Below are 25334 nucleotides of genomic sequence, written 5' to 3' on the forward strand. Positions count from 1 at the left end.
TTAAACGTTTTATTTGAAATAGCACAACAGGTTAATTTAGATAAAGGAGGTGTATGGCTGTGCTCTTCTTTGCCAGTTTTGATGAAATGAATAAGCAATGCCATTCTTATAGGAAAAATATGTCTCTCCAAGTACATGATCCCCTGCTGGCAAGGAGAGCGCATCCATGCACCTCCTCACTCCCGGCCTCCATGGCAGTGGAAGCTGCGCTTGTCCTTCCACTCGCCCTGTTTTTCTTTCTGGCACTTCTCCAACCAGTTATCTGGCTTGACAGGCAGAGAAAGGTTCAGACTGCCATGGAGCGGATTGGCGAGGAGATCAGTCAATATGGGATTTTGGCGGAGTCGGTGGAAACCGGAGACAGTGAGTTGCCGGCATTCTGTACGGACGCTGCGGCAGCTCTTTGGATCCGGGGAAAAGTCGGGCAGTACGCGGATCATGTGACGGTGAAAAAGGCAGATGTATACGGAGAGAACGGTGAGATCGAGTTTGCGGCGGAGTATCAGGAGGAGATTCCATTTTTTGAGACAGTTCTGGGAAAACAGACGGAGACTGTGGCTGTGAAACGGAGGTCCTGGATCGGAATTCCCGGGAAATTAAAGGGAGACGGGACTTCTCAAGATGGTGATGGGGATGAGCAGACGGAGATGGTCTATGTAGGGGCCGGAATAGGGAGATATCACCTGTTCCGGGACTGCCATTATATTTCGAATGAGTACATGACTGTCACAAGATCTGAGGCAGAAAACGGCAAGGTTCCCGGAGAAAAGCGAACGCCCTGTGCCGTCTGCGGGAAAAAGGGAGATGGATCGGAGACCGTCTATATCACGACGGCAGGCGAGCACTATCACTGCAATAAAAATTGCAGGTCTATGATATCCTATGTGCGGGAAGTACCGAAGGATGAGGCGGAACATCTTGGATTGTGCTCATACTGTGTGAGGAAAAAGGGGGAGACAGAATGAATCTGTTTTTTGTTTTTTTAGGAACCGCAGCCTGGCAGGATCTCAGAACGAGAAGCATCAGCCTGGAGGTACTGGCGGGCGGAGCGGCAGTAGGGATCATAACCTGCATATGGAAGGAACGGCTTCCGGGGGAGATCGTTCTGGCGATGATTCCTGGAATTATGCTTTTGCTGATTGGAATGTTGACAAGGGGGCTCCTGGGTGAGGGCGACGGGTGGTTTTTTATTGTATCCGGATTTTTCCTTGGGTGGCAGGAGTGTGTGATGTTATTGATCTCCGGGCAGATTTTCTGCGGAATATTTGGGCTTGCGATAATGGTCGGCGCACAGATCGGAACTGGAAGGGAAAATATCCGAAAACTGCGGCTGCCGTTTTTGCCGTTTCTTTTACCTGCGTCACTGTGGATGGTGCTTATGAGGATGATATGAGAGAGACGACTTGCATAAAGAAATATTACAGCGCCAGCATAACGGTAGAGGCATCCATAATTCTTTCGGTGGTCTTACTATCCCTGGCGGCATTTATCCGATATGCCTATACGGTCCATGATACGGTGACTGGCAGTATGATCCTGGAGGAAACACTGGAGCGGGCCAGAAATAACGTCAATGAGAAAAAAACGATAGATTCTTTTGAGCAGGAGGGAAGCCAGATGGGGAACCCAAGGCTTTATCTGGGAGCATATGAGCTCCATCTGAATCTGGGAGCGCTGACGGCAGAAGGTGACGCGGCGGCGGGGGACTGGAGTCTTCATATAGAGCGGGCGGATATCCACCCGGAGACTTTTCTGCGGCAGCAGGACGCCTTGAAGAAAATAAAAGACAGGATCGATGACTGATGAAAACAGAATTTAAACGAGAAATGAACCGAAATTACATGGTACTGCACCCGGAAAAAGAGATCGGGGGATCCTATGCGCTGCGGATGCTGTCGGAAAACAGGATCAACGGACTTCTGCCGTTTCAGGAAAAAAGGATCGATGGGGAGACATTCCTGTATTTTAATATCACGTCGAGACAGTCGCTAGCCAGAATGATGGAATACCGGTCATTTAAGGCAAAGGAGATCCGGCAGATCACCAGTGATCTGGTCGTCACCATGACGGCATTGGAAAGGTTCCTGATGGACGGAGACCAGCTTTGTCTGGAACCGGATATGATCTATGTGGATCCGGATGACCTGAAAGCGAATTTCTGCCTTCTTCCAGGGAGTGGCAGTCAGTTTGAGGAGAGTTTCCGGAAACTGGCACGGTATATTCTGGACCATGTGGATCACACAGACGGAGACGCGGTAGTTCTGGCATTCGCTCTGTTTCGGGCAGGAGAAAAGGAAAATCTGGGGATCCGGGATCTGGAAAAATGTCTGCGGGCGGGAGAAAGAGACGGGAAAGAAGATATTTTCGGGGAAAACACTGGAAAGGAAAAGTTATATGAAGCAGAGAGAAAAATGGTCAGGGAATATGGGACAGGGGCAGCAGGAGAGCTGCCGCGACATCAGGGAGAAAAGCAAAATGGATCAGAAGGAAAGTACAGATATTCTGAGATCAAGAAAACGGATCTTTCAGGCGAGACAGAAGAACTAGCAGAGGAAAAAGGGCTGAAGCACGGGAAAAACTTGTTTTCAGTGCTGTTTGCGGTTTTGATGGCAGCTGTTCCGGTGGCAGTTTACTTTATCGTCGGAATCGATCGGATTCTGGAATGGAAATGGGGAATCCTTGCGGCGGAAGGTGTGCTGATGGCCGGCGTGATATTCTTTCGTGTGAAAAAAGATGAAGAAGAGACCGGGGAAACAGAAGAGGACTGGGAAGTTGAGTTCCGGGAAGAAGAGGACAGGGAGCGCGGAGGAATGCCGGACAAAATTGAATACCGGAGAGATATGGCGGAAGTGTGGGGAGATGCAGAAAATAATGAGAATGGCATTTATACTGATCCTAATGACTTAAGAACTGATGTAAGACAAAGAGAATCTGATGAAATGCAGACAGTGCTTCTTACGGGAAGACAGATATACCCGGCGACAAGACGTCTCGTCCCGGAAAATGGGGGCGAGGACGTCCTGGTCCGATATTTCCCGTTTATTATTGGAAAGAACCGGGAAATATCGGATTTCTGCCTGAATCTGCCTCAGATCAGCCGGATCCACGCGAAAATTGAAGAAGATAAGGACGGATATATGATCACGGATCTCAATTCAACGAATGGAACCAGTGTAAATGGGCGGTTCCTGGAGACAAATGAGAGTATTCATATAGAACCAGGGGAAATGCTCTCTTTTGCGGATCAGAGATACCGTTTTTTGTAGGATCTCCTGGGTAAAAGTTCCGTTAAAGAGAAAGTAAAAATACAAAACAGGGGTGGTGTTTTTCGGACATTTGGTCTATGATATATCCATCAATGATGAAAGGAGGGGTATTATGGCTTTTCAGATGCCAGAATATCATCAGCCCGATTTTTCAAAGGAACAGTTTATCAAGGCCCCTGACGCGAAATGGGAAATCGTGGAGATCGATGGGGTTGCCCCAGAATACTTTCACAGTACATCTATGTTCCCGGAATATTTTAAGATCCAGGGCAAGTGGGTGTTAGCGGAAGAGAGCCGCATGGATTCCAGCGTTGTGATCTGCCCGGATGGACATTTGGAGGTAGTCGAAAACAGGAATCTCAAAAAAGGTGACAAGGTTATTCTTGGACGGAGCGAAGCCTGCGAGGAGGGAATTTATGTCCACAGTACAGGATTCCAGACAGAAGCGGACGCGCTTGCGGATAAATTTGTGTTCCGCCAGGGACGAAGCAGGGAGACCTCCTATGCGAGAGACTATGACCGCCTGATGGACCTTCTTCGCTATGAAAAAGAACATGGGAAGATTGTCTGGGTCATGGGACCGGCGTTTTCCTTCGACTATGACGCGAGAAACGCAATGCAGTCCCTGATCGATAACGGATATGCCCACGGTCTGATGGCAGGAAACGCGCTCGCGACCCACGACCTGGAGGGCGCGCTGTTGCATACGGCACTAGGACAGGATATCTACACGCAGGTATCCCAGCCGAATGGCCATTACAACCACCTGGATGTGTTAAATAAGGTCCGCAGAAGCGGTTCCATTCCGAAATTTATCGAGGATAATCACATTGACAATGGTATTATCTATGGATGCGTGAAGAATCATGTTCCGTTTGTTCTGACCGGTTCGATCCGCGATGACGGTCCAATGCCGGAAGTCATCGGAGACGCGTATAAAGGACAGAGCGCCATGCGCGATATGGTGCGGGATGCCACCTGTGTGATCTGCTTAGCTACAATGCTTCACACGATTGCCACGGGCAATATGACTCCGTCATTCCGCGTTATGAAGGACGGAACGATCCGCCCGGTATATCTCTATACTGTTGATGCGGACGAGTTTGTGGTAAACAAGCTGATGGACCGCGGAAGCCTCTCTGCAACGACTATCGTGACGAATGTCCAGGACTTTATCACGATCATCGCAAAAGGACTTGGGGTCATGAAATAACAGAGTAGAAAGGATGAGACCCATGGGAAGCCGATATGGAAAGAAGGCTTATGTAAATGGACTTCTGATTGCTCTGAATGTGCTGTTTTTCCTGTATCTGGAGATCACCGATTCCTCGGAGGACGCGTATTTCATGTATACAAAGGGCGCGATGTTTGCACCTGCAGTCCTGGAGGACGGTGAGTATTACCGGCTTTTGACAGCGATGTTTATGCATTTTGGAATCCGGCATATTATGAACAATATGCTGGTCCTGTTTGTGATTGGGGACAACCTGGAACGGGCACTGGGACATGTGAAGTACCTGATATTTTACCTGCTCTGCGGAATTGGCTCGAACTGGGTGTCTATGATGGCGCATACAGCTGATACAATGACAGTATCAGCCGGGGCATCCGGCGCAATTTTTGGAGTGGTCGGCGGCCTGCTTTATGTGGTCACGGCCAACAGAGGGCAGTTGGAAGATCTGAATACAAGACAACTTGTGATCATGATCTTTTTCTCCCTGTATTTAGGATATACAAGCACCGGTGTGGACAATATCGCACACCTGTCTGGCCTTGTAATAGGCTTTGTGCTTGCTATAATTTTATATCATAGGCCTGCCAGAGACCGGTGGGCGGACGGAGGTATCAAAAGATGAAAGACTGTAACTGTATTTTCTGTAAGATCGCGAATGGTGAGATTCCTTCCTCAACTGTATATGAGGATGAAGATTTCCGTGTAATTCTGGACCTTGGTCCGGCTGCGAAAGGTCACGCCCTGATCCTTCCGAAAGAACACTTTAAGGACGTTACCGAGCTGGATCCGAAGATTGCTGCAAAAGTACTTCCGTTAGGAGCGAAACTCGGAACCGCAATGAAGAAATCCCTGGGCTGCGCAGGCTTCAACCTGGTACAGAATAACGGTGAAGCAGCAGGACAGACGGTATTCCATTTCCATGTACATGTGATCCCGCGCTATGAGGGCGGTCCGGTGATCGCTGGATGGGAACCGGGAGTTTCCCATAGTTAAAGATACCACACCCAATATCACAAACTCACGCTTAAACAATATTCCTTAGTCAACCACATACAATAGCAAATACAAAAAAGCTGGAAGCAGACTTGATTTTGCTTCCAGCTTTTCTATATTATTTAGTTTTGATGCAGTCGTTCTATTATACTTGTTTTTGCGATCTTTCGATATATGATTGCCGGAATAATAACCGTTAGCGCAATCAAAAATGGATAGATAACAAACATAGGGAAAATAACAAATTTATAAGTGAAAAACCAAATGCTATTTGAAATTGCTCTTACAATGATAACCGATACCAGAGAACCAAATACGATTGACGCAACAACTGTTCCCGCAGCATAGTATAAGCCCTCAAATGATAGCATTTTCTTTAGCTGCTTTCCTGTCATACCAATACTTTGAAGCATAGCAAGTTCTTTTCTGCGTGTAATAATACTGGTAAGAACAGAGTTTACAAAATTTGTAACCCCTATTAAGCCAATGATAATGCTTAACGCTCCCCCTATGGTAATAATCAGAGAAGTTAAATCATTAAAGGAATTGATATATGTTTGTTTAGAGTCGTAATTCATACTCGGCTCAATATCCTCAACATAGCTGCTTAAAAATTCCTCCATATCAGCTTCCATACCGTCAACTGCATTGAATGGGAAACTCACCAAATGAGGTTGATCGCAAAGAGGTAAGAAAACCTCTGTCGGCATATAAAATTTTGCAAATCCGGTACTTCTTATCGTATCGGTGTTTTCATTGATTAGCACCTTTGCCATAACCTTGCAGTCAAAACTATTATCTATACTACTGGAAAGTCCGTCCATTTGCACATGATTAAAGTGAAGTGTATCTCCAACATGAATATTAGGGTCATCAATAATGTTTCCATTGTCATCTGCGGTCAGAGCATACAGTACATAATTCCCGGATTTTAATGCTTCCCAATCAATCGTTCCCTCTATAACATCCATTGAGTTCAGTAAAAAATCATCTGCTCCATATAATTGAACCAAAGGATTTCCCTCAGCGTCTTTGTTATAATTTGAGGTAACTCCATTCTCGACAGAAAATGCTTCTTCCAAAATCTTTGTAGTATATAACTCGCCACCCTCATCAAATGCCGGATTTTGCTTAACTGCTTCAATAAAAGAAGTGGAAAGGTCATTTTTGCTGTCGCTATTTCCAAACTTAAAATTGAAGTAATCCGCAGTAGAGATGATGAAATCCTTGTTTACAAATTTCTCTACATATTTTTCCACATCAAAGCCGCTTGCAAGTGTGAATACAGTGTTGAATAATACCAAACTCAAAGTCATAGAAATAATAACCAAAATTGTACGTTTCTTGTTCCGACCAAGATTTGATAATGCCATGCGATGAATTTTGGCTCCATGTATAGACTTTTTATTAGACGTCTTTTTGCCTTGAAATGCTGTTGCGTCATTTTCGGTATAGCGGATTGCTTCAATAGGCGATACTGAACCTGCTATTTTGGCAGGCTTATTTACGCTAATAATCACTGTAACAAGTGCAAATAAAGCAGCTCCGATAAAAATAATTGGATTAGCAGTTACTTTTACTCCTGCGTCCGAAGCATAAACTGTGCCGTTCATTAAAAATGGTACTAATGCTCGTCCAACAAAGAAACCAATTAGTAAGCCGAATGGAATACCGATAAAGGAAAGTAACATAGCCTGTTTGCTGATAAGTTTCTTTATTTGTCGTTTTGTTGTGCCTAAAGTTTTAAGCTGTCCGTAGGATTGAATATCTTGAATGACAGAGATTTGGAAAATATTATATATAATCAAATACCCTGTTATCATAATTAAAAGTATGCCAACAATCCCCGAAATCAATAAAGCTGGATTTTCTAAAAAGTTACTGCCTTGATATGCAGGACTAACACGAGCGATCACATAATTGTCATCCGATGGACTTCCGCCCATAGTATCACAAGTATAGCCCGTTTCAGCAAGAAGCTGATGTAATTTTGATTCGATAGCTCCGTTTCCATGAAACATAACATAAGCGGCGACTACGCCGGAATAGTCATTATCTTCGGGGTAGGTGTATGTTAAAAGTTCAGAATTATTGTCAACAAAGGCTTTAGAAACAATAAGTCGTCCAATATTACTTAGGCTGTCTGTTTCCCAAAATCCGCATAGTACAAAATTCTTTGAATATGAAATTCCTTTAATTTGATAGTCCAAAGTTACGGTTGCTCCGATTTCAGCAGGAATACCAAGTGCGTCCAGCGTTTTGGTATCAGCCATAATTTCATTCTCTGCTTCAGGACGGTGTCCCGTTGTTGGCTCATACCGTGCAAACTTCAAAGCAGTATCGTCCATAAACCACATATCAGCACGCCATTTTTCCAGTCCGGGATTATTGATATGATAAGACACTGCCTTTGTATAGGCAATCTGTTCAATCATCTCATTGCCTTTTATATTATCAAAAACCTCATCGCTTATATAATTCAAAACCGCTTGACCGTCGCCACCTTGTTTTCTGATATTTTGGTCGTGAACGGTATCTATCAAACCAGAGCCTAATGTAAAAATGGTTGTAAAGAGTATAGTAGTTAGAGCGATTGCAATAATTGCAATGATATTTCTACTCTTTCCTGCTTTGAAATAACGGTTGGATAATTTTTTGATAACAGGGCGATTGCTATTTCCAAATAAAATATCATTCATAGTTTTGCCCCCTTATTCTACAATTTTCCCGTCCTCAATGCGGACAATACGGTCTGCAAGCTGGGCGATCTCGCTATTGTGGGTAATCATCACAATCGTTTGATGAAATTTCTGGCTTGTTACTTTCAACAGTCCCAATACATCGTTGCTTGTTTTACTGTCAAGATTGCCCGTTGGTTCATCGGCTAATATAATGGCAGGCTTTGAGACAAGGGCGCGAGCAATCGCTACACGCTGTTGCTGACCGCCGGATAAGTTGTTCGGCATATTTTGCAGCTTATCGCCGAGTGCCAGCATTTGCACAACTTCGTCCATGAAATTTTTATCTACTGTATCGCCATCCAATTCTACGGGCAAAACAATGTTTTCATATACATTGAGAACGGGAACAAGGTTATAGTTCTGGAAAATAAAACCGATATTGCGTCTGCGGAAAATCGTAAGCTGTTCATCGTTCAGCCCTGACAAATCTTTTCCTTTGACCTTTACATTACCGGAAGTGGGAACATCCAAGCCCCCCATCATATTGAGCAATGTGGATTTTCCGCTGCCGGAAGTTCCCACAATGGCAACAAATTCTCCCTGTTCGACAGTGAGAGTTACACCATCCAGAGCTTTTGTGATATTCGGCTCGGTGCCATAGTATTTTTTCAAGTTTTTTGTTTCTAAAATGCTCATAGAGAACACCATCCTTTCTTGTGATGGCTTCATTATAAAGGGCAATCCTCACAGAAATGTCACAGCCGACATAATAAATTGCCCTGAAATGTCACAATCCTGTGACATTTCAAAAAAAACAGGTTATTCATGGGGAAGAAAAACGGAGAATGTTGAGCCTGTTCCTACTTGAGAAGTTACTTGTATATAACCGTTCTGCAAGCTAATAATTTCCCTTGCGAGATACAGCCCAATGCCGATTCCCTCTATATCGTGGACATTTTCTTCCCGATAAAAGCGCCTAAAAATTGCTCCCTGTTGGTTTTCGGGAATACCTTTGCCGGTATCAGTGATGCTGACTTTCAGGTGCATTTCCCAGCTTTCAACGCAAACACGGATAGAACCGTACTCCGGCGTGTACTTAACTGCATTATCCAATATGTTAAATAGGGCTTCTGCCGTCCATTTGCGGTCATGGGAAACAACCAATGTTTCCGGGCAGTTTACTTCAACTTGTATGTGCTTCCTTTCAGCGTTCAGAAAGATACCACCCAGAGCCATAGCAAGAGTATCATAAATGGGCTGCTGTTTCTTTTCAAGTGAGATAACACCCGTTTCAAGCCGGGATGTTTTTATCATAGCCTGCATTAAGAAATCCAGTTTATCAAGCTGTGTGCCACTGGCACGCAGAAATTCCCGCTGTTTATCCGATGGCACTTCTTGTTCTAATAAGGTGGCATTTACCATTTTTAAGTTTGCTATCGGTGTCTTTACCTGATGAGAAATATCGGAAATCAATTCCTGTAAGTCAGCTCGTTCACTGGCAACGCTGTTTTTGCTTTCCTGCATAACCTCATAAAGACGCACCAGCCGATGATTGATTTTATAAAATAGGTTTTCTTCTTCGGCAACCTGTGATATATCTATTTTTCCATTCATCATTTCGTCTAAGGTGCAGCAAAGTATTTCAGAAAACAAAGTCAGCTTTCGCCGTATCAGTATCACAAAAACAGTAACACAAAGCAGAAAAAGCAGACAGAACGCCATGCTACAAAATACCACAGACAGTTCTTTTGTCAGGATATATAGAACCGAAAACATGACCACGGATAAAAGTAAAATGGTAGTTGCCAGTATTATGCAGACTTTATTTAAGGAGAGTTTTTTTGAAATCATTTTTGCGCTCCTCCAATCCACATATAGCCCATACCGTAAACGGTTTTGATGTAGGAATGCTGGTTCGTTTCAATTTTACTGCGGATGCGGCTGATCGTTGTGGTAAGTGCGTGTTCATCCACATAATTTTCATCTGCATCCCACAGCTTTTCAAGCAATACCTGCCGGGTCAGGACAGTTTGAGAATTTCTTGTCAGCACTTTTAGTAAACGATATTCCAATGATGTAAGGGTAATCGGCTGTCCTGCAAGACACGCTGATAATTCGGAAAAATTGATATACAAATTCCCATCATCGTAGAAATCTCCGCCGGATTGTGCTGAAATGCGGTTCAGTAAAGCAGATACTTTCTTTTGGAACACGCTGATAGGAAAGGGCTTTGTTACATAATCATCTGCGCCCAATTCAAATCCTTTCAGCATATCGCTTTCCATATCATTTGCGGTTAGAAAAATCACGGCGGTATCGGGACGGCGTTCTTTTACCTCGCGGCATATATCAAACCCGTTCCCATCCGGCAGATTGACATCCAAAACGATTAAATCATAGTCCTGTTTTTCAAGAAATCTTATGGCAACAGCCTTTGACATAGCCCCATCCACGGAATATCCGACAGCCGACAGATTATAGCTTAATGTCTTATTCAAAAGCTGGTCATCTTCAACAACCAGTATTCGCATAGTATCACATCCTTTTTCTTTTTATAGTATCAACAAAATGTCACAGAAACCTCACAACGAGAAAAAAATTTAGTATTCAGTCAGTTCCACAATTACATTACTCTGCTGATACAGCCAGTCCGTAAATTCTTTCGGGCTGGCTGTTCCTGTTTTTACAGCCTTTTTTCTCTGCAATGCTTCTTTCTTAAAGTCGGAAAAGGCAGCCTGTATTTTTTCCAGACGGTCATCCGGAAAGCCTGCGGTATTTTTTACCCGGTTTATTTTGTTGCGCCAGTTCTGGCATTCATTTTTATAAAGCAGGTCATAGTTATTTTCTCTTGCCCTCTCGTCAAATTCCCGCTTGTTTTGAAGCGCCTGTGTTTTTCGGCACTTATCGCTGCACAACTCATACCGCTGGCTCTTTGCCAGAAAATATTTCCCACAGACCTTGCACTGCCGGAAGCAAAGCCCCCAGTCATTCAGCCTGTTCAGATAATAGGTAATCAACGGGTAGAGGGACGCATAGGCAGACACACATTCTTCTGTGCGCCGGTTGTCCGGGAACCAGAGGTCAAGCCGGGTATCTTCTGACGGTGCGCCTTTGAAATAAAGGCTGCCAGCTTGAAAATATTTCGGTTTTCCTGTCTCCCTGTCAAAGCTCATGGCTTCGTTTTGGAATACCCCGGTCAGTCTGCTCATTTTATCCATGAAGCGGTCACAGGCAGCGTTACGGTCACGGGGTTCTCTGGCAAGCAGATAGCTGTTCCAAATACGGAACGCCACATACATTTTCAGAGGGTCATTGCTAAGATATTTTCCCCAGAGAAATTCGCTTGCCGCCTGCTCCAGCTCCGGCTGTTTCCATCTGTTGGAGTGTAGGGCTTGCCGCAGCGGAGAAAGCCCGTATAAGTTCCAATCTCTGTCCGTGTCGCACTCAAAGTTTATCAAAAAAGTCCCCAGCGGGCGTGTCATATCACAAAGCACCTCTGCGTTTTGGCTCCCGTTCAGACGGAAGCGGATCTGCTGTTCTTCCCCAATCAAAATCCGTTCTTTCATTTTCTTCCTGTCCAGCGTCAGGACAAACAAAATCCTCTCAAAACATGGCTCATGCCGTATAAACTGATTCTCCATCCCTATCCCCTGCCTTTGATTATGGTAATTATATAATTTAGTTATATCCGTTACACTCATGGTATCGCAGAAGCATTGTTTTGTCAAGAATAGTCCGCTATGATGATTGCAGTTGGTAATTTCGTGCCACAAAGTACCTTGACAAGTGAATGACCGTCCAAAAGGGATATGACCAGCAGGAGAAGTGACGCATCCGGCGCACCAATGCAGGGAAACACCGCAGGAATGGGGCAGGAAAACGGCTTTTGGGGAGAACGGCAACAGGAAGCATTTTAACCTATTTGATTTATGGGAGGAACAGAATGAACGATAAAAAGAGATTGAACAGCTACGAGGATTTACCGCTGGTTCTGGATGTGGCGGACATCCAGCGGATTATGGGAATTTCAAGAGCGAGCGCCTATGAGCTGGTACACACCCCCGGCTTTCCAGCGTTCCGCAGGGGCAGGCTTATCAAGGTCAGCAAGATTGCTTTCTTTGAATGGATGGCAAAAGGCTCCGAAACCGTACCGGGAAGTGACAAATAAGCGTGAGGTATCATTCCCTGACTGCAATACTGCTGCACTTTCCAAAGGGGCATACAGAGGGAAAAAACCTTAAAAATGATACCGAGACGCTACACCAAAACAGCCTATCTGCGTACATCAGATAGAAACGGAGAAAGGAGCCGGTTATGGCAAGAATGAGTAACAAGCGGCGGTTGGAATGGTCTTTCTTCTTAAATGACCGCAGCCGTATCACTTACAATGAACTGTGCCGGAAATGCCAGCACGAATGTAAACAGAGCTTCCGGGCGGTTGTGGTTGACTGCCCGAAGTATCTTTCCAAGCGTTCCAAGAAAAAGGACAAGACTGCCGGAAACGGCAAAATCCCTTAGGAACTAAGGGCGCACTTCTATACATAGTCTAAAGACCATGTATCGTGCGTCCTGCGGAGCTTACCTCTGCCGCTGATAAAATCAGCAATCCGAGGTCTGCGTTCGCTTCGCTCCGACAAGGTGGCTACACCCCCTTGCGCCGCTAAAGCGGCTATCCCCTGTGTACTCGCCGCAAAGAGAAATCCGCTCTGCGGTTTTCCCTTTTCATCGGGTTTTATAGAAGCACTGACACACGGACTGTCTGCGGATGGTCTTTCTTTATCTTATCAGCAAAGGATGTGAGAACATGGAAAAATCTTTGGAACAGTTGAAGCAGGAATATGAAAAAACCACTGTCCTGCTGGAACAGGAAAAACGGAAAATGCAGCGTTTGAAAAACCGGCAGGCGTATCTGGAAAGCGGTTCCCGGAAACAGAGGACGCACCGGCTGATTACCCGTGGGGCAGCTATTGAGAGCATTGCACCACAGACAAAGGAGCTATCCGAAGCGGAATTTTATTCCCTCATGGAAAGCATTTTGAATCTGCCGCAGGCGGAGCATTTCATCCGGTCTGCCACAGAGAACCACGCCCGTATTTCCGGGCAGGAGAAAGGCGGTGACTAAGGATAGCACTTTATCATTTTTCAATCGCACAGATCAAGCGCAGCGCCGGTCAGAGCGCCATTGCCAGCGCAGCCTATCGAGCCGGGGAGCGTCTTTACAGCAGCTACTATGGAGAAGTCAGCGACTACACCAAAAAGGGCGGCGTGATCGCTTCGGAAATCATGCTGCCGCCCCATGCGCCGGAAATATATCTTGACCGGGCGACCCTCTGGAATGCTGTGGAGAACTGCGAGAAACATCCAAAAGCACAGCTTGCCTATTCCTTTGATATTGCCATGCAGAATGAATTGACGCTGGAAGAAAACATGGAGCTGGCGAGGAAGTTCGTACAGGAGCAGTTTGTGACAAAAGGCATGATTGCCGACCTTGCTTTTCACAGCCCGGAGAAAGAGGACGGCGGCATCCCTAACCCGCATTTTCATGTGATGACAACCATGCGCCCTTTGAACCCGGATGGCACATGGGGACAAAAACAGCGTCGGGAATATCTTCTTGATGAAGATGGAAACCGAATCCGGGATAAAAACGGCGATTATATGTTTAACGCTGTCCATACAACAGACTGGCATGAGCCGGAAACGCTGGAACACTGGCGGGAGCAGTGGGCGGCTGCCGTTAATACAAAATTTGAGGAAAAAGGGCTGGATGTGCGTATCGACCACCGTTCCTATGTGCGGCAGGGGCTTGACCTGATACCTACTGTCCACGAGGGAGCTAATGTCCGGCAGATGGAAGCAAAGGGCATCCGCACCGAGAAAGGGGAACTGAACCGCTGGATTAAAGCCACCAACCGGCTCATGCAGGATGTGAGGAAGAAGATCAAAGCCCTGTTTGTCTGGATGGCAGAGGTAAAAGAAGAACTTTCCAAACCGCAGACACCGAGCCTTGCCGACCTGTTGATCGCTTATTACAACCAGCGCAACGCAGGGGCATGGAGCAATAAAGCCAGAACCGGAAACTTAAAGCAGTTTGCCGAAGCCGTCAATTATCTGACGGAAAACAAGCTGCTCACATTAGAGGATTTGCAGGAGCGTCTTTCCTCTGTCAACGAAGAATTTGAAGCGTTAAGCGACTCCATGAAAAAGAAATCTGCCCGGATAAAGGAATTGCAGGAATTGATACGGGAGGGCGAGAATTACCAGCGGCTAAAACCTGTTCATACGGAATTGAACAATATCAAGTTTAAGAAACAGAGGGAGAAATTTGAAACATCCCACGATGCGGAGTTACGGCTGTTTTATGCCGCCCGCCGTATTTTGAAAGAAAAACTGGACGGAAAACCCATTGCCCTGAAAGCATGGAAACAGGAATACGCACAGTTAAAAACAGAGTATGCCGAACTGTCTCCGCAGCACAAGCCACTCCGGGAGGAAGTCATACGGCTACGGCAGGTGCAGAACGCCGTAGATACCGCACTGCGCCGGAGGGAGCAGCCACAGGCAGTACAGAGAAAGAAACATGAGATGGAGCTATGATATAATCGGCAGCTTTACCGCTACCAGTATTTTTATGGAGGGAGCATTTGAATGTATTTGAAGCGGTGAAACAGTCTGTTACCACTCGGCAGGCTGCTTCATTCTATGGAATCCGGGTGGGGAGAAACGGCATGGTCTGCTGTCCATTCCACAATGACCGCACGCCCAGCATGAAAGTGGACAGCCGCTTTTACTGCTTCGGCTGCGGGGCTTCCGGGGATGTGATCGACTTTGCCGCTTTGCTGCATGGATTGGGGAAACGGGAAGCTGCGGTCAGGCTTGCGGAGGACTTCGGCGTTTCCTATGAGAAATCCGGCAATGCGCCGCCAGATAGGAAGCGTCACAACAGGTCACAGCCCCGACAAAAATCAGCGGAGCAGAGATTTCAGGAAACGGAACGGTATTGTTTCCGGGTGCTATGCGATTATCTGCGCCTGCTGGAGCATTGGAAAACAGCACACGCCCCACAGCCGCAGGATGCCATCTGGCATCCTCTTTTTGTGGAAGCGTTGCAGAGGATAAGCTACACAGAATACCTTTTGGATATTTTGTTATACGGAGAAATAGAAGAAAAAGCGGCATTGATCGCCGCACAGGGAAAGGAGGTGTTGCGGCTTGAACAGCGAATTTCAGAGCTTGCCGCCGGAAACGCAGGAAGCGGTCAAAAGGACGATGGACACAATGGAACCGGCGCAGACACCGGCAGAAATCCGGGAAACATTAGAGGGGACGCAGAAAGGCGGCGTGAAGAACAGCATCCGAAACTGCCTGACGGTGTTCCAGCGTGACCCTCTGTTTCGCGGGGCGCTGCGCCTGAACCTTTTGACGGAGCAGATTGACATTGTGAAGCCGCTGGGCTGGGAGCGCACCAGTACCACGCTGACCGACATGGACATGAACTACCTGCTTTTGTATCTGGAAGAAAATTACGGGCTTACCAGCGAGAAAAAGGTGCAGAGCGCCATCAAGATTGTTGCCAATGAAAACCGCTACCATCCAGTCAGGGATTACCTGAACAGCCTGCAATGGGACGGCACAGAGCGCATCCGTTACGCCCTGCATCACTTTCTGGGAGCCGATACGGACGAATACACCTATGAAGCCTTGAAACTGTTCCTGATGGGAGCCATCCGGCGGGTATTCAGACCGGGGAGCAAGTTTGAGGTCATGCTCTGTCTGGTTGGTGGTCAGGGAGCCGGGAAATCTACCTTTTTCCGGCTGCTGGCAGGCAGGGACGAATGGTTTTCAGACGATTTGAAAAAGCTGGACGATGAAAATGTGTACCGCAAGCTGCAAGGGCATTGGATTATCGAGATGTCGGAGATGATTGCCACAGCCAACGCCAAGAGTATTGAGGAAATCAAGTCATTCTTAAGCCGCCAGAAAGAAACCTACAAAGTGCCGTATGAGACACATCCGGCAGACCGGCTGCGGCAATGTGTATTTGGAGGGACGACCAACCGGCAGGACTTTTTGCCCCGTGACCGCACCGGCAACCGGCGCTTTCTCCCCGTGACGGTGTACCCGGAACGGGCGGAGGTTCACATACTGGACGATGAAGCGGCGGCGAGGGCGTATATCGAACAGATGTGGGCGGAAGCCATGACGGTTTATCGCAGTGGGAAGTATAAGCTGTCATTCAGCATGGAAATGAACCGATACCTGAACGCCCACCAGCAGGACTTTATGCAGGAAGACACACAGGCCGGCATGATCTACGCCTATTTGGAGGACTACACCGGCGACAGGGTATGTTCCAAGCAGCTTTATGAGGAAGCGCTGGGGAACTTAAATTCCCCGGCAGACTGGGAGACACGGGCAATCTGCGAGATTATGAATACCGGCATTGCGGGCGGCATCATACAGGGCTGGGTAGCCTACAAAAGCCCGAAGCGGTATAAGAAATACGGTTCTCAAAAAGGCTGGGAGCGTGTCAACCAAGCTCCGCCGGAGGGGGACGGTTTTCAGGAAATCACGGAAGAAGAAGCCCGGCAAATGGAACTTCCATTCTGAAAAGCCACCGGTTGACAGTTTGGTTGACGCTTTGGTTGACAGCCGGTTGACGGGGAAAAGCCTGATATTTGGGGCATTTCTCTCCTTTGTCAACCATGTCAACCAAGAAATCAAAGAAAAAGTAAAAAGTAATAATAGAGCGCCTATGGATTGTTTTCAAAGTCTTTTCTGCCGGTTGACACGGTTTGGTTGACACGGAGACAGTCTGCGGCTGTACACCTGTCTGACATTCCCTTGTCGGGCATATTTCATTTATGGAGGTAACTGCCTATGGCAAAAAGCAAAAACGAGAGCAATAACAAAAACAGCGGCACCCTGCTTACCGAAAAAGACGGCACCCAGTATTTTGTCATGGGGAAAGTCCGTATCAAGGTATCGGAGCATTTCGCACAGGATGGGAAGCCGCTTGACAGCCTGCTGGAAGATGTGATCCAGCACGCTGCCGCCGCTTCCTGAAAAAATACGGAATAACGACTGTCAATCAGCCCACGCTTATGATATACTTGTACCAGCGAGTATTGTATAAGCGTGGGTTGTTTCTTTTAGAAGGAGGATTTTTAACCGTGAAACAACCATACAATACAACGATTTATAACACTGCACTATATTTGAGATTGAGCCGTGACGATGAATTACAGGGGGAAAGCGGCAGTATCCAGACCCAGCGCATGATGCTTAGACAGTATGCCGCAGAGCATGGGCTGACCGTTGTAGACGAGTACATTGACGACGGATGGAGTGGGACAAATTTCGAGCGTCCAAGTTTCCAAAGGATGATTGATGACATCGAAGACGGGAAAATCAACTGCGTTGTCACAAAGGACTTATCCCGTCTGGGAAGAAACTATATCCTGACCGGTCAGTACACGGAAATCTATTTCCCCAGCAAGGGAGTACGCTACATTGCCATCAATGACAATGTGGACACCATCAACGGAGAAAGCGAGCTTGCACCGTTCTTAAACATCCTGAATGAAATGCACGCCCGACAGACCAGCAAAAAGGTCAAGGCTGCCATGCACACAAGATTTGCCAATGGCGCACACTATGGAGCCTATGCACCGCTGGGCTATGTAAAAGACCCGGACAAAAAAGGTCATCTTCTGATCGACCCGGAAACACGCTGGATTGTAGAGAAGATTTTTGACCTTGCTGTACACGGGCGTGGAGCCGCCAGCATTACACGGATTCTGGTGGAGGAAAAAGTACCTACCCCCGGCTGGCTGAACTATGAAAGATACGGGACTTTCGCCAATATCTACGCCGGTGCGCCCGCAGAAAAAGCCTATGCGTGGACGATTGCACAGGTCAAGAGCATTTTGAAAGAGGAAACCTACATCGGTCACAGCGTTCACAACAAGCAGAGCAACATTTCATTCAAGAACAAGAAAAAGGTGCGGAAGCCGCAGGAAGAATGGTATCGTGTGGAAAATACCCACGAAGCCATCATTTCCGAAGAAGTGTTCCAAAAAGTTCAAGAGCTGATTGCAAGCAGACGCAGGAAACGCAGAAACGGTACGACACAGATTTTCGCAGGATTGATAAAATGTGCAGACTGCGGATGGTCTTTAGCCTATGGGGAAAACAAGCAGAACAAAAACCCATACGGGTACTACCATTGCAGCAAGAACGGACAGGGATTACGCCAGTGTTCCATGCACTATATCCGCTATGATGTACTGTATGCCTATGTGCTTGCAAGACTGCAATACTGGTCTATGCTGGCACAGAAAGATGAGGACAAGCTGCTGAAACGGCTGCTCAATGTCAGCGACAGGGAAAGGAACTCTGCGAAGAAAAAGCAGGCTGCGGAGCTGAAAAAGGCAGAGAAGCGTAAAGCCGAGGTTGACGGGCTGTTTGCTAAAATGTATGAGGACTGGTCTGCCGGACGCATAACCGAGTATAACTTCAATATGCTGTCCGAGAAGTACCAGAACGAGCAAAAGGAGCTTGAAACAAAAATAAGACAGCTTCACGAAATGATGGAAGCCGCCGTACAGACCGCAGCGGATGCTGAAAAGTGGATTGCCCTAATGAAACAGTATGTCAACCCTGTGGAGCTGACCGCCGAACTTCTGAACACTCTAATTGAAAAAATAACCGTCCACGAAGCTGTCAAGGGCGAGGATGGAAGCCGTGAGCAGGAAGTAGAAATCTACTACCGCTTCATCGGCAAAATCGACTGACCTTTCTTTTTTTACCCAACAATATCTTTAATTAAGGGAAACGGGAAAAGAAGATCCGGAGGTTCTTGCTGAGACAGCAGAAAAGATTAAAGATGCACTGTAATCAGAGAGATTTTTAAAGGAGAATTTATGCCGCAGGACAAAGATGAACTGCTGCAAGTACTGATTACGAAATATGCTCAAATGTATATGAAGCTGGCTTATGCGATCGGAGTGCCATATGATGATGTGGAAGACATTGTCATGGAAGCATTCTGGTCGTTCTACCGGGCGGATTATGGCGGGAAGCTAGAGAGTGAAAAAGCTATAAAAGTGATGCTGGCGCGTATTGTCGAGAATAAATGTATCGACTATTTTAGAAAAGAGAAGCGAAGCATCAAGCCGAATGAGGACGAAGATGTGAGTGAACTGGAGTATGTCGCAGATCTTTCCACATACGATCCGCTGCAATCCGTAATTAGCAGAGAAAGCTGCGGTCAGATCTTCGAGGTCCTGGATGGTTTAAGGGAATCGTGGAAGGATGTCACGGTGATGTATTTCATCCAGGGATTTACGACTGAAGAAATTTGTGAGCGTCTTGAAATCACGAACGACATGTGTCGTTCGCGAATTTCAAGAGCAAGAAAATACTTAAGAGAAAACCTGAAAAGTCGTATGGACCGCGGTCATTTGTGATCAGCACAATCGTTGATCAATTTCATGATCGTATCAATTGCATTATTTAAATGGCTCTTTTCCATACTATCAATGAATGTCCGGCGGTTCTCGTAGGTATCGTGAATCGCGTCAAAAAGAGTGGCGTCAGTCACTTTCTCCTCTTCCAGAACCGTGGAATACCCCTGTTTTGCAAAAGAATTGGCATTCAGGATCTGATCTCCACGGCTGGCCGCTGCGGAGAGCGGAATCAGGACATTCGGCTTCCTGAGTGCAAGAATTTCACAGATGGAATTTGCACCTGCCCTGGAGACAATCAGATCAGCTGCCGCAAATAAGTGCTTCAGCGGACTGTCAACATATTCATACTGAACGTAACCGGGAGTTCCAATCAGGGACTCATCCAGGTTCCCTTTTCCACAGATATGGATCACCTGGAATTGTTCTAAGAGCTTTGGAAGAATACTGCGGACCGCGCCGTTTACTTTTACGGAGCCCAGACTTCCACCGATTACAAGAATAATCGGTTTTGCCGCAGAGAGGTTTGTGTACTGCAGACCGGCAAGACGGTCACCTTGAAGGAGTTCTGCACGGATCGGGGATCCTGTGAGGACTGCCTTTCCTTCCGGAAGATACTTTAAGGTCTCCGGGAAGTTGCAGCATACCCATTTTGCAGACGGAATGCAGAGTTTATTTGCCAGACCTGGAGTCATATCGGACTCGTGGATGATCGTCGGAATGTGGTAATGCTTTGCAGCGAGGACAACAGGAACCGCAACAAAGCCGCCCTTAGAGAAGAGAACATCCGGTTTGTATTTTTTCATCAACTTTAAGGCCTCTGCGTAACCTTTTAATACGCGGAATGGGTCGGTAAAGTTCTTTAAATCGAAATATCGGCGCAGTTTTCCGGAAGAGATTCCGTCGTAAGGAATACCTGCGTTTTCAATCAGTTTGCGTTCCATACCATTGTAGGAACCAATGTATCGAATATCATATCCGGCTGCCTTGAGAGACGGAATCAGGGCAAGGTTCGGAGTAACGTGACCGGCTGTACCACCGCCGGTGAGAAGAATGGTTTTCATAAAAATTGCCTCCATGGAGCAAGAATTTCACAGCTGCTGACTATTTAATAGTAACGGCTGAAAGAGAAATGTCAACCCCTAATAGATACAAAGGAAGAAGCGAGGTGCTGAATCATGGCAGACACGGAGAATCGTGAGGATCAGAAAATAAGCGAATGTCTTCGGGAAGCGTTTGGCTATTCGGATGATCAGCTGTTAAAACAGTTGGATCAGGCAAACGAGACTTTCAAAGATGTAAACTTCACTGGCGCCGAAGATCGACTCATGAAACGTTTCCTGGCACGAAAAGCCGAACTTGAAAAGGAAACCGTCTCCCAGACACCGACTCTGGTTCCACAGAACGAATCAGCCAACATTCAAATTGCAGAAGAGCTTCCAAAGAAGACGGTAACAGTAATCTCTGAAGCGGAAGAGAAAAAGAAGAATGAGAAGAAAGTGATACGATTCGGAAAGAAGAAGGTCCTTGCTACTGCGGCGTTGGTGGCAGTGATTGCAGGGATGCTTGGGGGGACGGCGATTGGGAAGAAGAGTTATTTCTTTAGACAAACGGGTAAGCCTACAAAAATTTTCTTGGATAATGACAAGAATAATTTCAATGAATCGCAATTAGAAAAAGTATATGATGCGGTAAAAAAACAATTGGATATCCCTTTTTTGAAATTTGGTTATTGTCCAGAGGAAATGATGTATGATTCATTTGAAACATACAAGGATGGAATTGATATTCAGTTTTTATATCGAGATAATGTAATTTACCTTGTTCAACGAAAAAAGGAAACAAATTCATCGACGGGGGCAGGATCTGACAGGTTAGTGTCTCAAGAGGTTACAAATAAATGGATGAATAGGAAAATAGAATATTCGGTAAATAATTTAGAAAATGGGGAACAGGAATGTGAGGCGATGATTACTTTTAATAATAATTACTATTATATTCATGGCTGCATATCTGAAACTGAATTTAAAGAAATTCTAGAATATTTATATTTTTATTAAAAAGTGGTCACATTTCTCTTTAATTTACGTTTATATATATAAAACAAATAAAGGAGAGATGGATTTATGAAAGCTTTAAAAAGAACACTTTGCAGTATTTTAATTTGTATGCTTATGATGACAAATATGGCATACGCAATGCCTGCAATATCAGAAAACAGCGTAGATGATGATTTGAGAGAAAGTGTATTGTTAACGGATAACGAAAAAACGTCGAGTGATAGTACCAATAATAGTATGCGTGGCATTATGTTGTCAGCTGGTTTAATTGAAATAACTAATCAAGAAGACGGAACATTGCATATTTCAGTAGATACATATGCGCATAAAATTGTAGATAGCATATATCAGACTGTTTTTTTAGAAGTTTGGGATGAAAAAAAGGAAAATTGGGTGCAAGTTGACCACTGGGATTTTGAAAAAAGTAAAGATGAAGATCCTGAGTTAACCTCTTATCATGTGGGATTTACAGTGACAGGATGTGAACTTAATCGTTATTATCGTGCTCGTGCAATGCATCTTGTTGAGTGGGGCGACGAGGCGGAAGCTAAAGTTACCCAGACAAACGGTGTCCTTCTCACCGACCATGCAGTTTAACCTTTAATACTTTAGTATATTATTCCGGCCGGATAATATAGACACAAACTGATAAAGGGAGATGGTTGATGGGAAGACACCGTAGATAAAACCGGTCGAGGCCGGTGAGAATAATGATTCGACAATTTATGAACTGAATAAAAGAAATAGCCCCGCGCACAACAAACCTCTTGCGGGGCTATTTTTACGTCTGGAAATGACTCACTTTTGATGTTTAAGCCTGCTGCTCCTTATACTGCTTTAAAGCTCTTGCAAGCTGGTCTGGACATGAGGTTGGGCGGCCGTTGCAGCTTACGCCTTCGACTCTCTTGATGACATCGTCGATATCCATGCCTTCAACGAGAAGGCCGATACCTTTTAAGTTTCCATTGCAGCCGCCAACGAAGCTTACATTTTTGAGTTTGTTGTTCTCTACATCAAAATGGATTTCTCTGGAGCAGGTGCCCTGTGTCTTGTATACCATATAAAAACCTCCGTTTGTAAAAAATATGACCTTGCGGCCAGTTTGAAAGTATCCTTATTATACTCACAGCAGAGAATCATTGTCAAGAGAAGCGCGGAAAGAGCTGAGGATAGGCGATAAAGCAAGATTTCCAGACGGAAAAAATAAGTTTACAGGTTACAGACGAAGCAAATATCGGAATTATTAAAAACGGGCCAGCTTAGTTCGAGGTGAGTAGAAGAGCGAGCGAACTTAGTGACTTGGTCATTCTGGAGATCGACGGATGAGTTGAGGATTTTATCGGCGGATGAGCTAAGGATTTTATTTGACCTTCCGCTCTGTATCCCGTATAATGAGAACGATAAAGACGGTAAGAACGCGTCTAAAACTCAGACAGAATCTATGTTTAAGAGCAGCAGATGAACTGCTGCTTTCGGGATCAGACTAAAATCATATGATACAACACGGAGGAATTCAAATGCTTGGTATTATCGGAGCAATGGAAGTGGAAGTCGAGAAGCTTCGCGCGAAAATGACAGAGACAGAGATGAAGACAGTGGCAGGAATGAATTTCTGCAGGGGAAAACTGGAGGGAAAGGACGTTGTCATCGTTCGTTCCGGTATCGGTAAGGTAAACGCCGGTATCTGCAGCCAGATCCTTGTGGATCTTTATCAGGTGGATGGAATCGTAAATACAGGAATCGCAGGTTCCTTAAGAAATGAGATCAATATCGGTGACCTCGTTCTCTCTACTGTTGCAGTACAGCACGATGTGGACGCAGGCGGATTCGGATATCCGGCAGGTGAGATTCCCCAGCTTGGCGTGAAGGAATTCCCGGCGGATGAGCGACTTTTAGCTCTCGCGGAAGAGGCATGCAGAGAGGCAAACCCGGATATCAGCACTTTCAAGGGACGCGTTGCCAGCGGTGACCAGTTTATCGACAGCAAGGAGAAAAAGAACTGGATCCATGACACCTTCGACGCGTACTGCACAGAGATGGAAGGCGCAGCAGTCGCTCAGGCCGCATACTTAAACAAGGTTCCGTACCTGATCGTCCGTGCGATCTCCGACAAGGCAGATGACAGCGCCCATATGGATTACGGCGAGTTTGAGGCAAAGGCTGTTGAGCATTCCGTGAACCTGATGCTTGCACTTGTAAAGAGAATCTAAAAAGAGAAGACTCAAAAAGTTTTCTGGAGCAAGAAAGCTGCGAGAACTACTTTCTACGAGAATATTTTACCTCCACTATCACCTTAAAACGCGATTCCTGTCCCCATTTGACGAACGATTCTTCCGTTCTCAACCTTCTCAAAAACATTCTAGGCCGGTATAATTAGTGGCATCATCTGGAATTGATCTGGACGAAGAAAGGGGAACTGATTATGCTGGAATTTTTACAGACAGGGAGAATGCTCTATGTCCTGGCAGCGATCTGTGCGCTCGGGACACTCAGCACACTCGTAACAGGCAGCCTCTACAAAAGATTGATCAAAGAAACCGGAAACATGGCTCTCACGAAGGATAAAAATTTAAAGGCGCTGAAACAGCGCATGGAAAATGTGTTCCTTATTAACCACGGGATCCGAAATGTGAACGCGTACATAGAAAAACAGCTCTACGGATTCCGTTTCATGCACATGAGCCTTGACGGGTGGGACAATTTGTCGGTGCAGGCGATGATCCTCTGCTTTATGGCAGGCGGAGCGGCGGCGTTCGGTGCTTACTGGTATCGGTGTGACAACTATTATATTGTGCTCTACGGGGCAGCGGGCGTTTTTGGCGGATTGTTCCTCGCATTTGTGGACAACGGGATCGGTGCCGGGACAAAACGGAAACAGCTTGCGGATCATTTAGTTGATTATGTGGAAAACTCTCCGCATTTTTATAAAAGTGTGGATAACAGCGCCTACGCCGGGCAGGAGCGGAAAAAGGCGGTGGGCTCTTCCGATATCGTAGATTTTTCAGGCACCAGCGGCATTGGATATGGAAGAAACCAGGAGAATGCGAGAAAAGAAAAGCTCAACAGCCGCTTTTCTGTCCTTGGAAAAAAGAAGGACGCACAGGCTGCTAACGGGAACGGGGAAACGGACCAGGTGGAAAAAGGGAGTCTCGCCAGGACCAGGGACACCGGGAGAACGTCACGTCTGGACGGAAAAGGACCCGCGTTCCAGGAAAATGAGGACGACCAGGCCGTAAATGGGAACAGCGCAGGCAGTTCATCAAAAAAAACGGCGGGAAAGGCCGATTATAATAGAGGCACAGTTCAAAATGTCCGGGATATTGGACAGGAAAATTCAGGAACAGGCGGAAAAGTACCGACAAGTGAGACGGAGCTTGCCCAGAGTATCAATCATCTGAGCGAGAGCCTGAAGCAGATCGCCGCGAGCAGGGAGCAACCGGAGGAGATGCTGAAAGATTCGGACAGGCTGGATCTGATACGGAATTCAATCCCGCCGGCGGAGCTGGACATGCTGAAGACGCTGTTTAATACATTGCAGAGTGGCGGGGTATAAAATCAGCAAGGCAGTCCATATTTTAACAATACAAGGCAGACGGTGAAACAGAACGGCAAACAAATCGAAAAATCAGGAG

The 25334-nt window shown here is 46.1% G+C and carries 27 protein-coding genes; 20 read left to right on the forward strand and 7 right to left on the reverse strand.

All coding sequences use genetic code 11. The annotated features are described in order from the left end of the window. Nucleotides 1-119: 119 nt before the first annotated feature. The 7 genes from DW677_RS11035 to DW677_RS11065 all read left to right on the forward strand — a co-directional run bounded on the left by DW677_RS11035 (nucleotide 120) and on the right by DW677_RS11065 (nucleotide 5493). Complete coding sequence (locus DW677_RS11035) at nucleotides 120-965, forward strand: pilus assembly protein (RefSeq protein WP_181967967.1); 846 nt, start codon at nucleotides 120-122, stop codon at nucleotides 963-965. Beyond that, complete coding sequence (locus DW677_RS11040) at nucleotides 962-1393, forward strand: A24 family peptidase (protein WP_117471047.1); 432 nt, start codon at nucleotides 962-964, stop codon at nucleotides 1391-1393. The genes DW677_RS11035 and DW677_RS11040 overlap by 4 nt, the downstream gene beginning before the upstream one ends. Then, a complete protein-coding gene (locus DW677_RS11045; RefSeq protein ID WP_117471046.1) occupies nucleotides 1390-1803 on the forward strand; it encodes a hypothetical protein in 414 nt (137 codons plus the stop codon). The genes DW677_RS11040 and DW677_RS11045 overlap by 4 nt, the downstream gene beginning before the upstream one ends. Then, nucleotides 1803-3266, forward strand: a complete 1464-nt coding sequence (locus DW677_RS11050; RefSeq protein ID WP_117471045.1) for a DUF6382 domain-containing protein — start codon at nucleotides 1803-1805, stop codon at nucleotides 3264-3266. Before DW677_RS11045 ends, DW677_RS11050 begins: the two co-directional genes overlap by 1 nt. Before the next feature lie 112 nt (nucleotides 3267-3378). Then, nucleotides 3379-4479 (forward strand): hypothetical protein, encoded by a 1101-nt coding sequence (locus tag DW677_RS11055; RefSeq protein WP_117471044.1) that lies wholly within the window; start codon nucleotides 3379-3381, stop codon nucleotides 4477-4479. Nucleotides 4480-4501: 22 nt separating this feature from the next. After that, nucleotides 4502-5122: a rhomboid family intramembrane serine protease gene (locus DW677_RS11060; protein ID WP_015552895.1), complete on the forward strand. Its 621-nt coding sequence runs from the start codon at nucleotides 4502-4504 to the stop codon at nucleotides 5120-5122. Continuing rightward, entirely contained in the window at nucleotides 5119-5493 is a 375-nt protein-coding gene (locus tag DW677_RS11065) for an HIT family protein (protein WP_117567242.1), read from the forward strand. The genes DW677_RS11060 and DW677_RS11065 overlap by 4 nt, the downstream gene beginning before the upstream one ends. A 122-nt stretch (nucleotides 5494-5615) precedes the next feature. On the opposite strand, the gene DW677_RS11070 is transcribed toward DW677_RS11065, so the two are convergent. The 5 genes from DW677_RS11070 to DW677_RS11090 form a co-directional block, all read right to left on the reverse strand. Next, nucleotides 5616-8192 (reverse strand): ABC transporter permease, encoded by a 2577-nt coding sequence (locus DW677_RS11070; RefSeq protein WP_117468713.1) that lies wholly within the window; start codon nucleotides 8190-8192, stop codon nucleotides 5616-5618. Between the two features lie 12 nt (nucleotides 8193-8204). Then, on the reverse strand, nucleotides 8205-8870 hold the full coding sequence (locus tag DW677_RS11075) for an ABC transporter ATP-binding protein (protein ID WP_054356775.1): 666 nt from the start codon (nucleotides 8868-8870) through the stop codon (nucleotides 8205-8207). Between the two features lie 123 nt (nucleotides 8871-8993). Then, on the reverse strand, nucleotides 8994-10025 hold the full coding sequence (locus DW677_RS11080) for a HAMP domain-containing sensor histidine kinase (protein ID WP_117468712.1): 1032 nt from the start codon (nucleotides 10023-10025) through the stop codon (nucleotides 8994-8996). Beyond that, a complete protein-coding gene (locus DW677_RS11085) occupies nucleotides 10022-10705 on the reverse strand; it encodes a response regulator transcription factor (RefSeq protein WP_054356773.1) in 684 nt (227 codons plus the stop codon). The genes DW677_RS11080 and DW677_RS11085 overlap by 4 nt, the downstream gene beginning before the upstream one ends. A 69-nt stretch (nucleotides 10706-10774) precedes the next feature. After that, the gene (locus DW677_RS11090; protein ID WP_117468711.1) at nucleotides 10775-11815 is read right to left on the reverse strand and encodes a DUF6076 domain-containing protein; all 1041 of its coding nucleotides are present in this window, start codon (nucleotides 11813-11815) and stop codon (nucleotides 10775-10777) included. A 302-nt stretch (nucleotides 11816-12117) separates the two neighbouring features. Here DW677_RS11090 and DW677_RS11095 point away from each other — a divergent pair, with 302 nt between their 5' ends. From DW677_RS11095 to DW677_RS11140, 9 genes are all read left to right on the forward strand, one after another. Further along, complete coding sequence (locus DW677_RS11095; protein ID WP_005362423.1) at nucleotides 12118-12342, forward strand: helix-turn-helix domain-containing protein; 225 nt, start codon at nucleotides 12118-12120, stop codon at nucleotides 12340-12342. A 146-nt stretch (nucleotides 12343-12488) separates the two neighbouring features. Beyond that, the gene (locus DW677_RS11100; protein WP_004614949.1) at nucleotides 12489-12692 is read left to right on the forward strand and encodes a hypothetical protein; all 204 of its coding nucleotides are present in this window, start codon (nucleotides 12489-12491) and stop codon (nucleotides 12690-12692) included. 286 nt (nucleotides 12693-12978) lie between these two features. Further along, entirely contained in the window at nucleotides 12979-13296 is a 318-nt protein-coding gene (locus DW677_RS11105; RefSeq protein WP_008816380.1) for a DUF3847 domain-containing protein, read from the forward strand. A gap of 59 nt (nucleotides 13297-13355) precedes the next feature. Then, nucleotides 13356-14771, forward strand: a complete 1416-nt coding sequence (gene mobQ, locus DW677_RS11110; protein ID WP_085953783.1) for a MobQ family relaxase — start codon at nucleotides 13356-13358, stop codon at nucleotides 14769-14771. 47 nt (nucleotides 14772-14818) lie between these two features. Then, nucleotides 14819-15559 (forward strand): CHC2 zinc finger domain-containing protein, encoded by a 741-nt coding sequence (locus DW677_RS11115; RefSeq protein ID WP_014079457.1) that lies wholly within the window; start codon nucleotides 14819-14821, stop codon nucleotides 15557-15559. Further along, complete coding sequence (locus tag DW677_RS11120; protein WP_009321442.1) at nucleotides 15444-16784, forward strand: virulence-associated E family protein; 1341 nt, start codon at nucleotides 15444-15446, stop codon at nucleotides 16782-16784. The genes DW677_RS11115 and DW677_RS11120 overlap by 116 nt, the downstream gene beginning before the upstream one ends. A gap of 270 nt (nucleotides 16785-17054) precedes the next feature. Then, entirely contained in the window at nucleotides 17055-17240 is a 186-nt protein-coding gene (locus tag DW677_RS11125) for a hypothetical protein (RefSeq protein ID WP_004849804.1), read from the forward strand. 107 nt (nucleotides 17241-17347) lie between these two features. Further along, nucleotides 17348-18970 carry a recombinase family protein gene (locus DW677_RS11130; RefSeq protein ID WP_071431012.1) on the forward strand — a complete coding sequence of 541 codons (1623 nt, stop codon included), beginning with the start codon at nucleotides 17348-17350 and terminating at the stop codon, nucleotides 18968-18970. 129 nt (nucleotides 18971-19099) lie between these two features. After that, nucleotides 19100-19645: an RNA polymerase sigma factor gene (locus DW677_RS11140; protein ID WP_117472544.1), complete on the forward strand. Its 546-nt coding sequence runs from the start codon at nucleotides 19100-19102 to the stop codon at nucleotides 19643-19645. On the opposite strand, the gene DW677_RS11145 is transcribed toward DW677_RS11140, so the two are convergent. Further along, nucleotides 19636-20706, reverse strand: a complete 1071-nt coding sequence (locus tag DW677_RS11145; protein ID WP_021904060.1) for an undecaprenyldiphospho-muramoylpentapeptide beta-N-acetylglucosaminyltransferase — start codon at nucleotides 20704-20706, stop codon at nucleotides 19636-19638. The two genes, DW677_RS11140 and DW677_RS11145, sit on opposite strands and share 10 nt — an antisense overlap. Before the next feature lie 114 nt (nucleotides 20707-20820). Here DW677_RS11145 and DW677_RS11150 point away from each other — a divergent pair, with 114 nt between their 5' ends. Both DW677_RS11150 and DW677_RS11155 read left to right on the forward strand, forming a co-directional pair. After that, nucleotides 20821-21702 (forward strand): hypothetical protein, encoded by an 882-nt coding sequence (locus tag DW677_RS11150; protein WP_117567244.1) that lies wholly within the window; start codon nucleotides 20821-20823, stop codon nucleotides 21700-21702. Between the two features lie 66 nt (nucleotides 21703-21768). Further along, nucleotides 21769-22299, forward strand: a complete 531-nt coding sequence (locus tag DW677_RS11155) for a DUF6147 family protein (RefSeq protein WP_117567246.1) — start codon at nucleotides 21769-21771, stop codon at nucleotides 22297-22299. 214 nt (nucleotides 22300-22513) lie between these two features. Here the strand turns inward: DW677_RS11155 and DW677_RS11160 are convergent, their stop codons facing one another. Continuing rightward, nucleotides 22514-22762, reverse strand: coding sequence for a TIGR03905 family TSCPD domain-containing protein (locus DW677_RS11160; protein WP_015552901.1), 249 nt, complete (start codon nucleotides 22760-22762; stop codon nucleotides 22514-22516). Between the two features lie 457 nt (nucleotides 22763-23219). On the opposite strand from DW677_RS11160, the gene DW677_RS11165 reads away from it, so the two are divergent. Together DW677_RS11165 and DW677_RS11170 are read left to right on the forward strand one after the other, a co-directional pair. Then, complete coding sequence (locus DW677_RS11165; RefSeq protein WP_117483589.1) at nucleotides 23220-23912, forward strand: 5'-methylthioadenosine/adenosylhomocysteine nucleosidase; 693 nt, start codon at nucleotides 23220-23222, stop codon at nucleotides 23910-23912. A 212-nt stretch (nucleotides 23913-24124) separates the two neighbouring features. Beyond that, nucleotides 24125-25255: a hypothetical protein gene (locus DW677_RS11170; protein ID WP_015552903.1), complete on the forward strand. Its 1131-nt coding sequence runs from the start codon at nucleotides 24125-24127 to the stop codon at nucleotides 25253-25255. Nucleotides 25256-25334 lie beyond the last annotated feature (79 nt).

The sequence above is a fragment of the Clostridium sp. AM25-23AC genome (assembly GCF_003435125.1).
Taxonomy (GTDB): domain Bacteria; phylum Bacillota; class Clostridia; order Lachnospirales; family Lachnospiraceae; genus Pilosibacter; species Pilosibacter fragilis.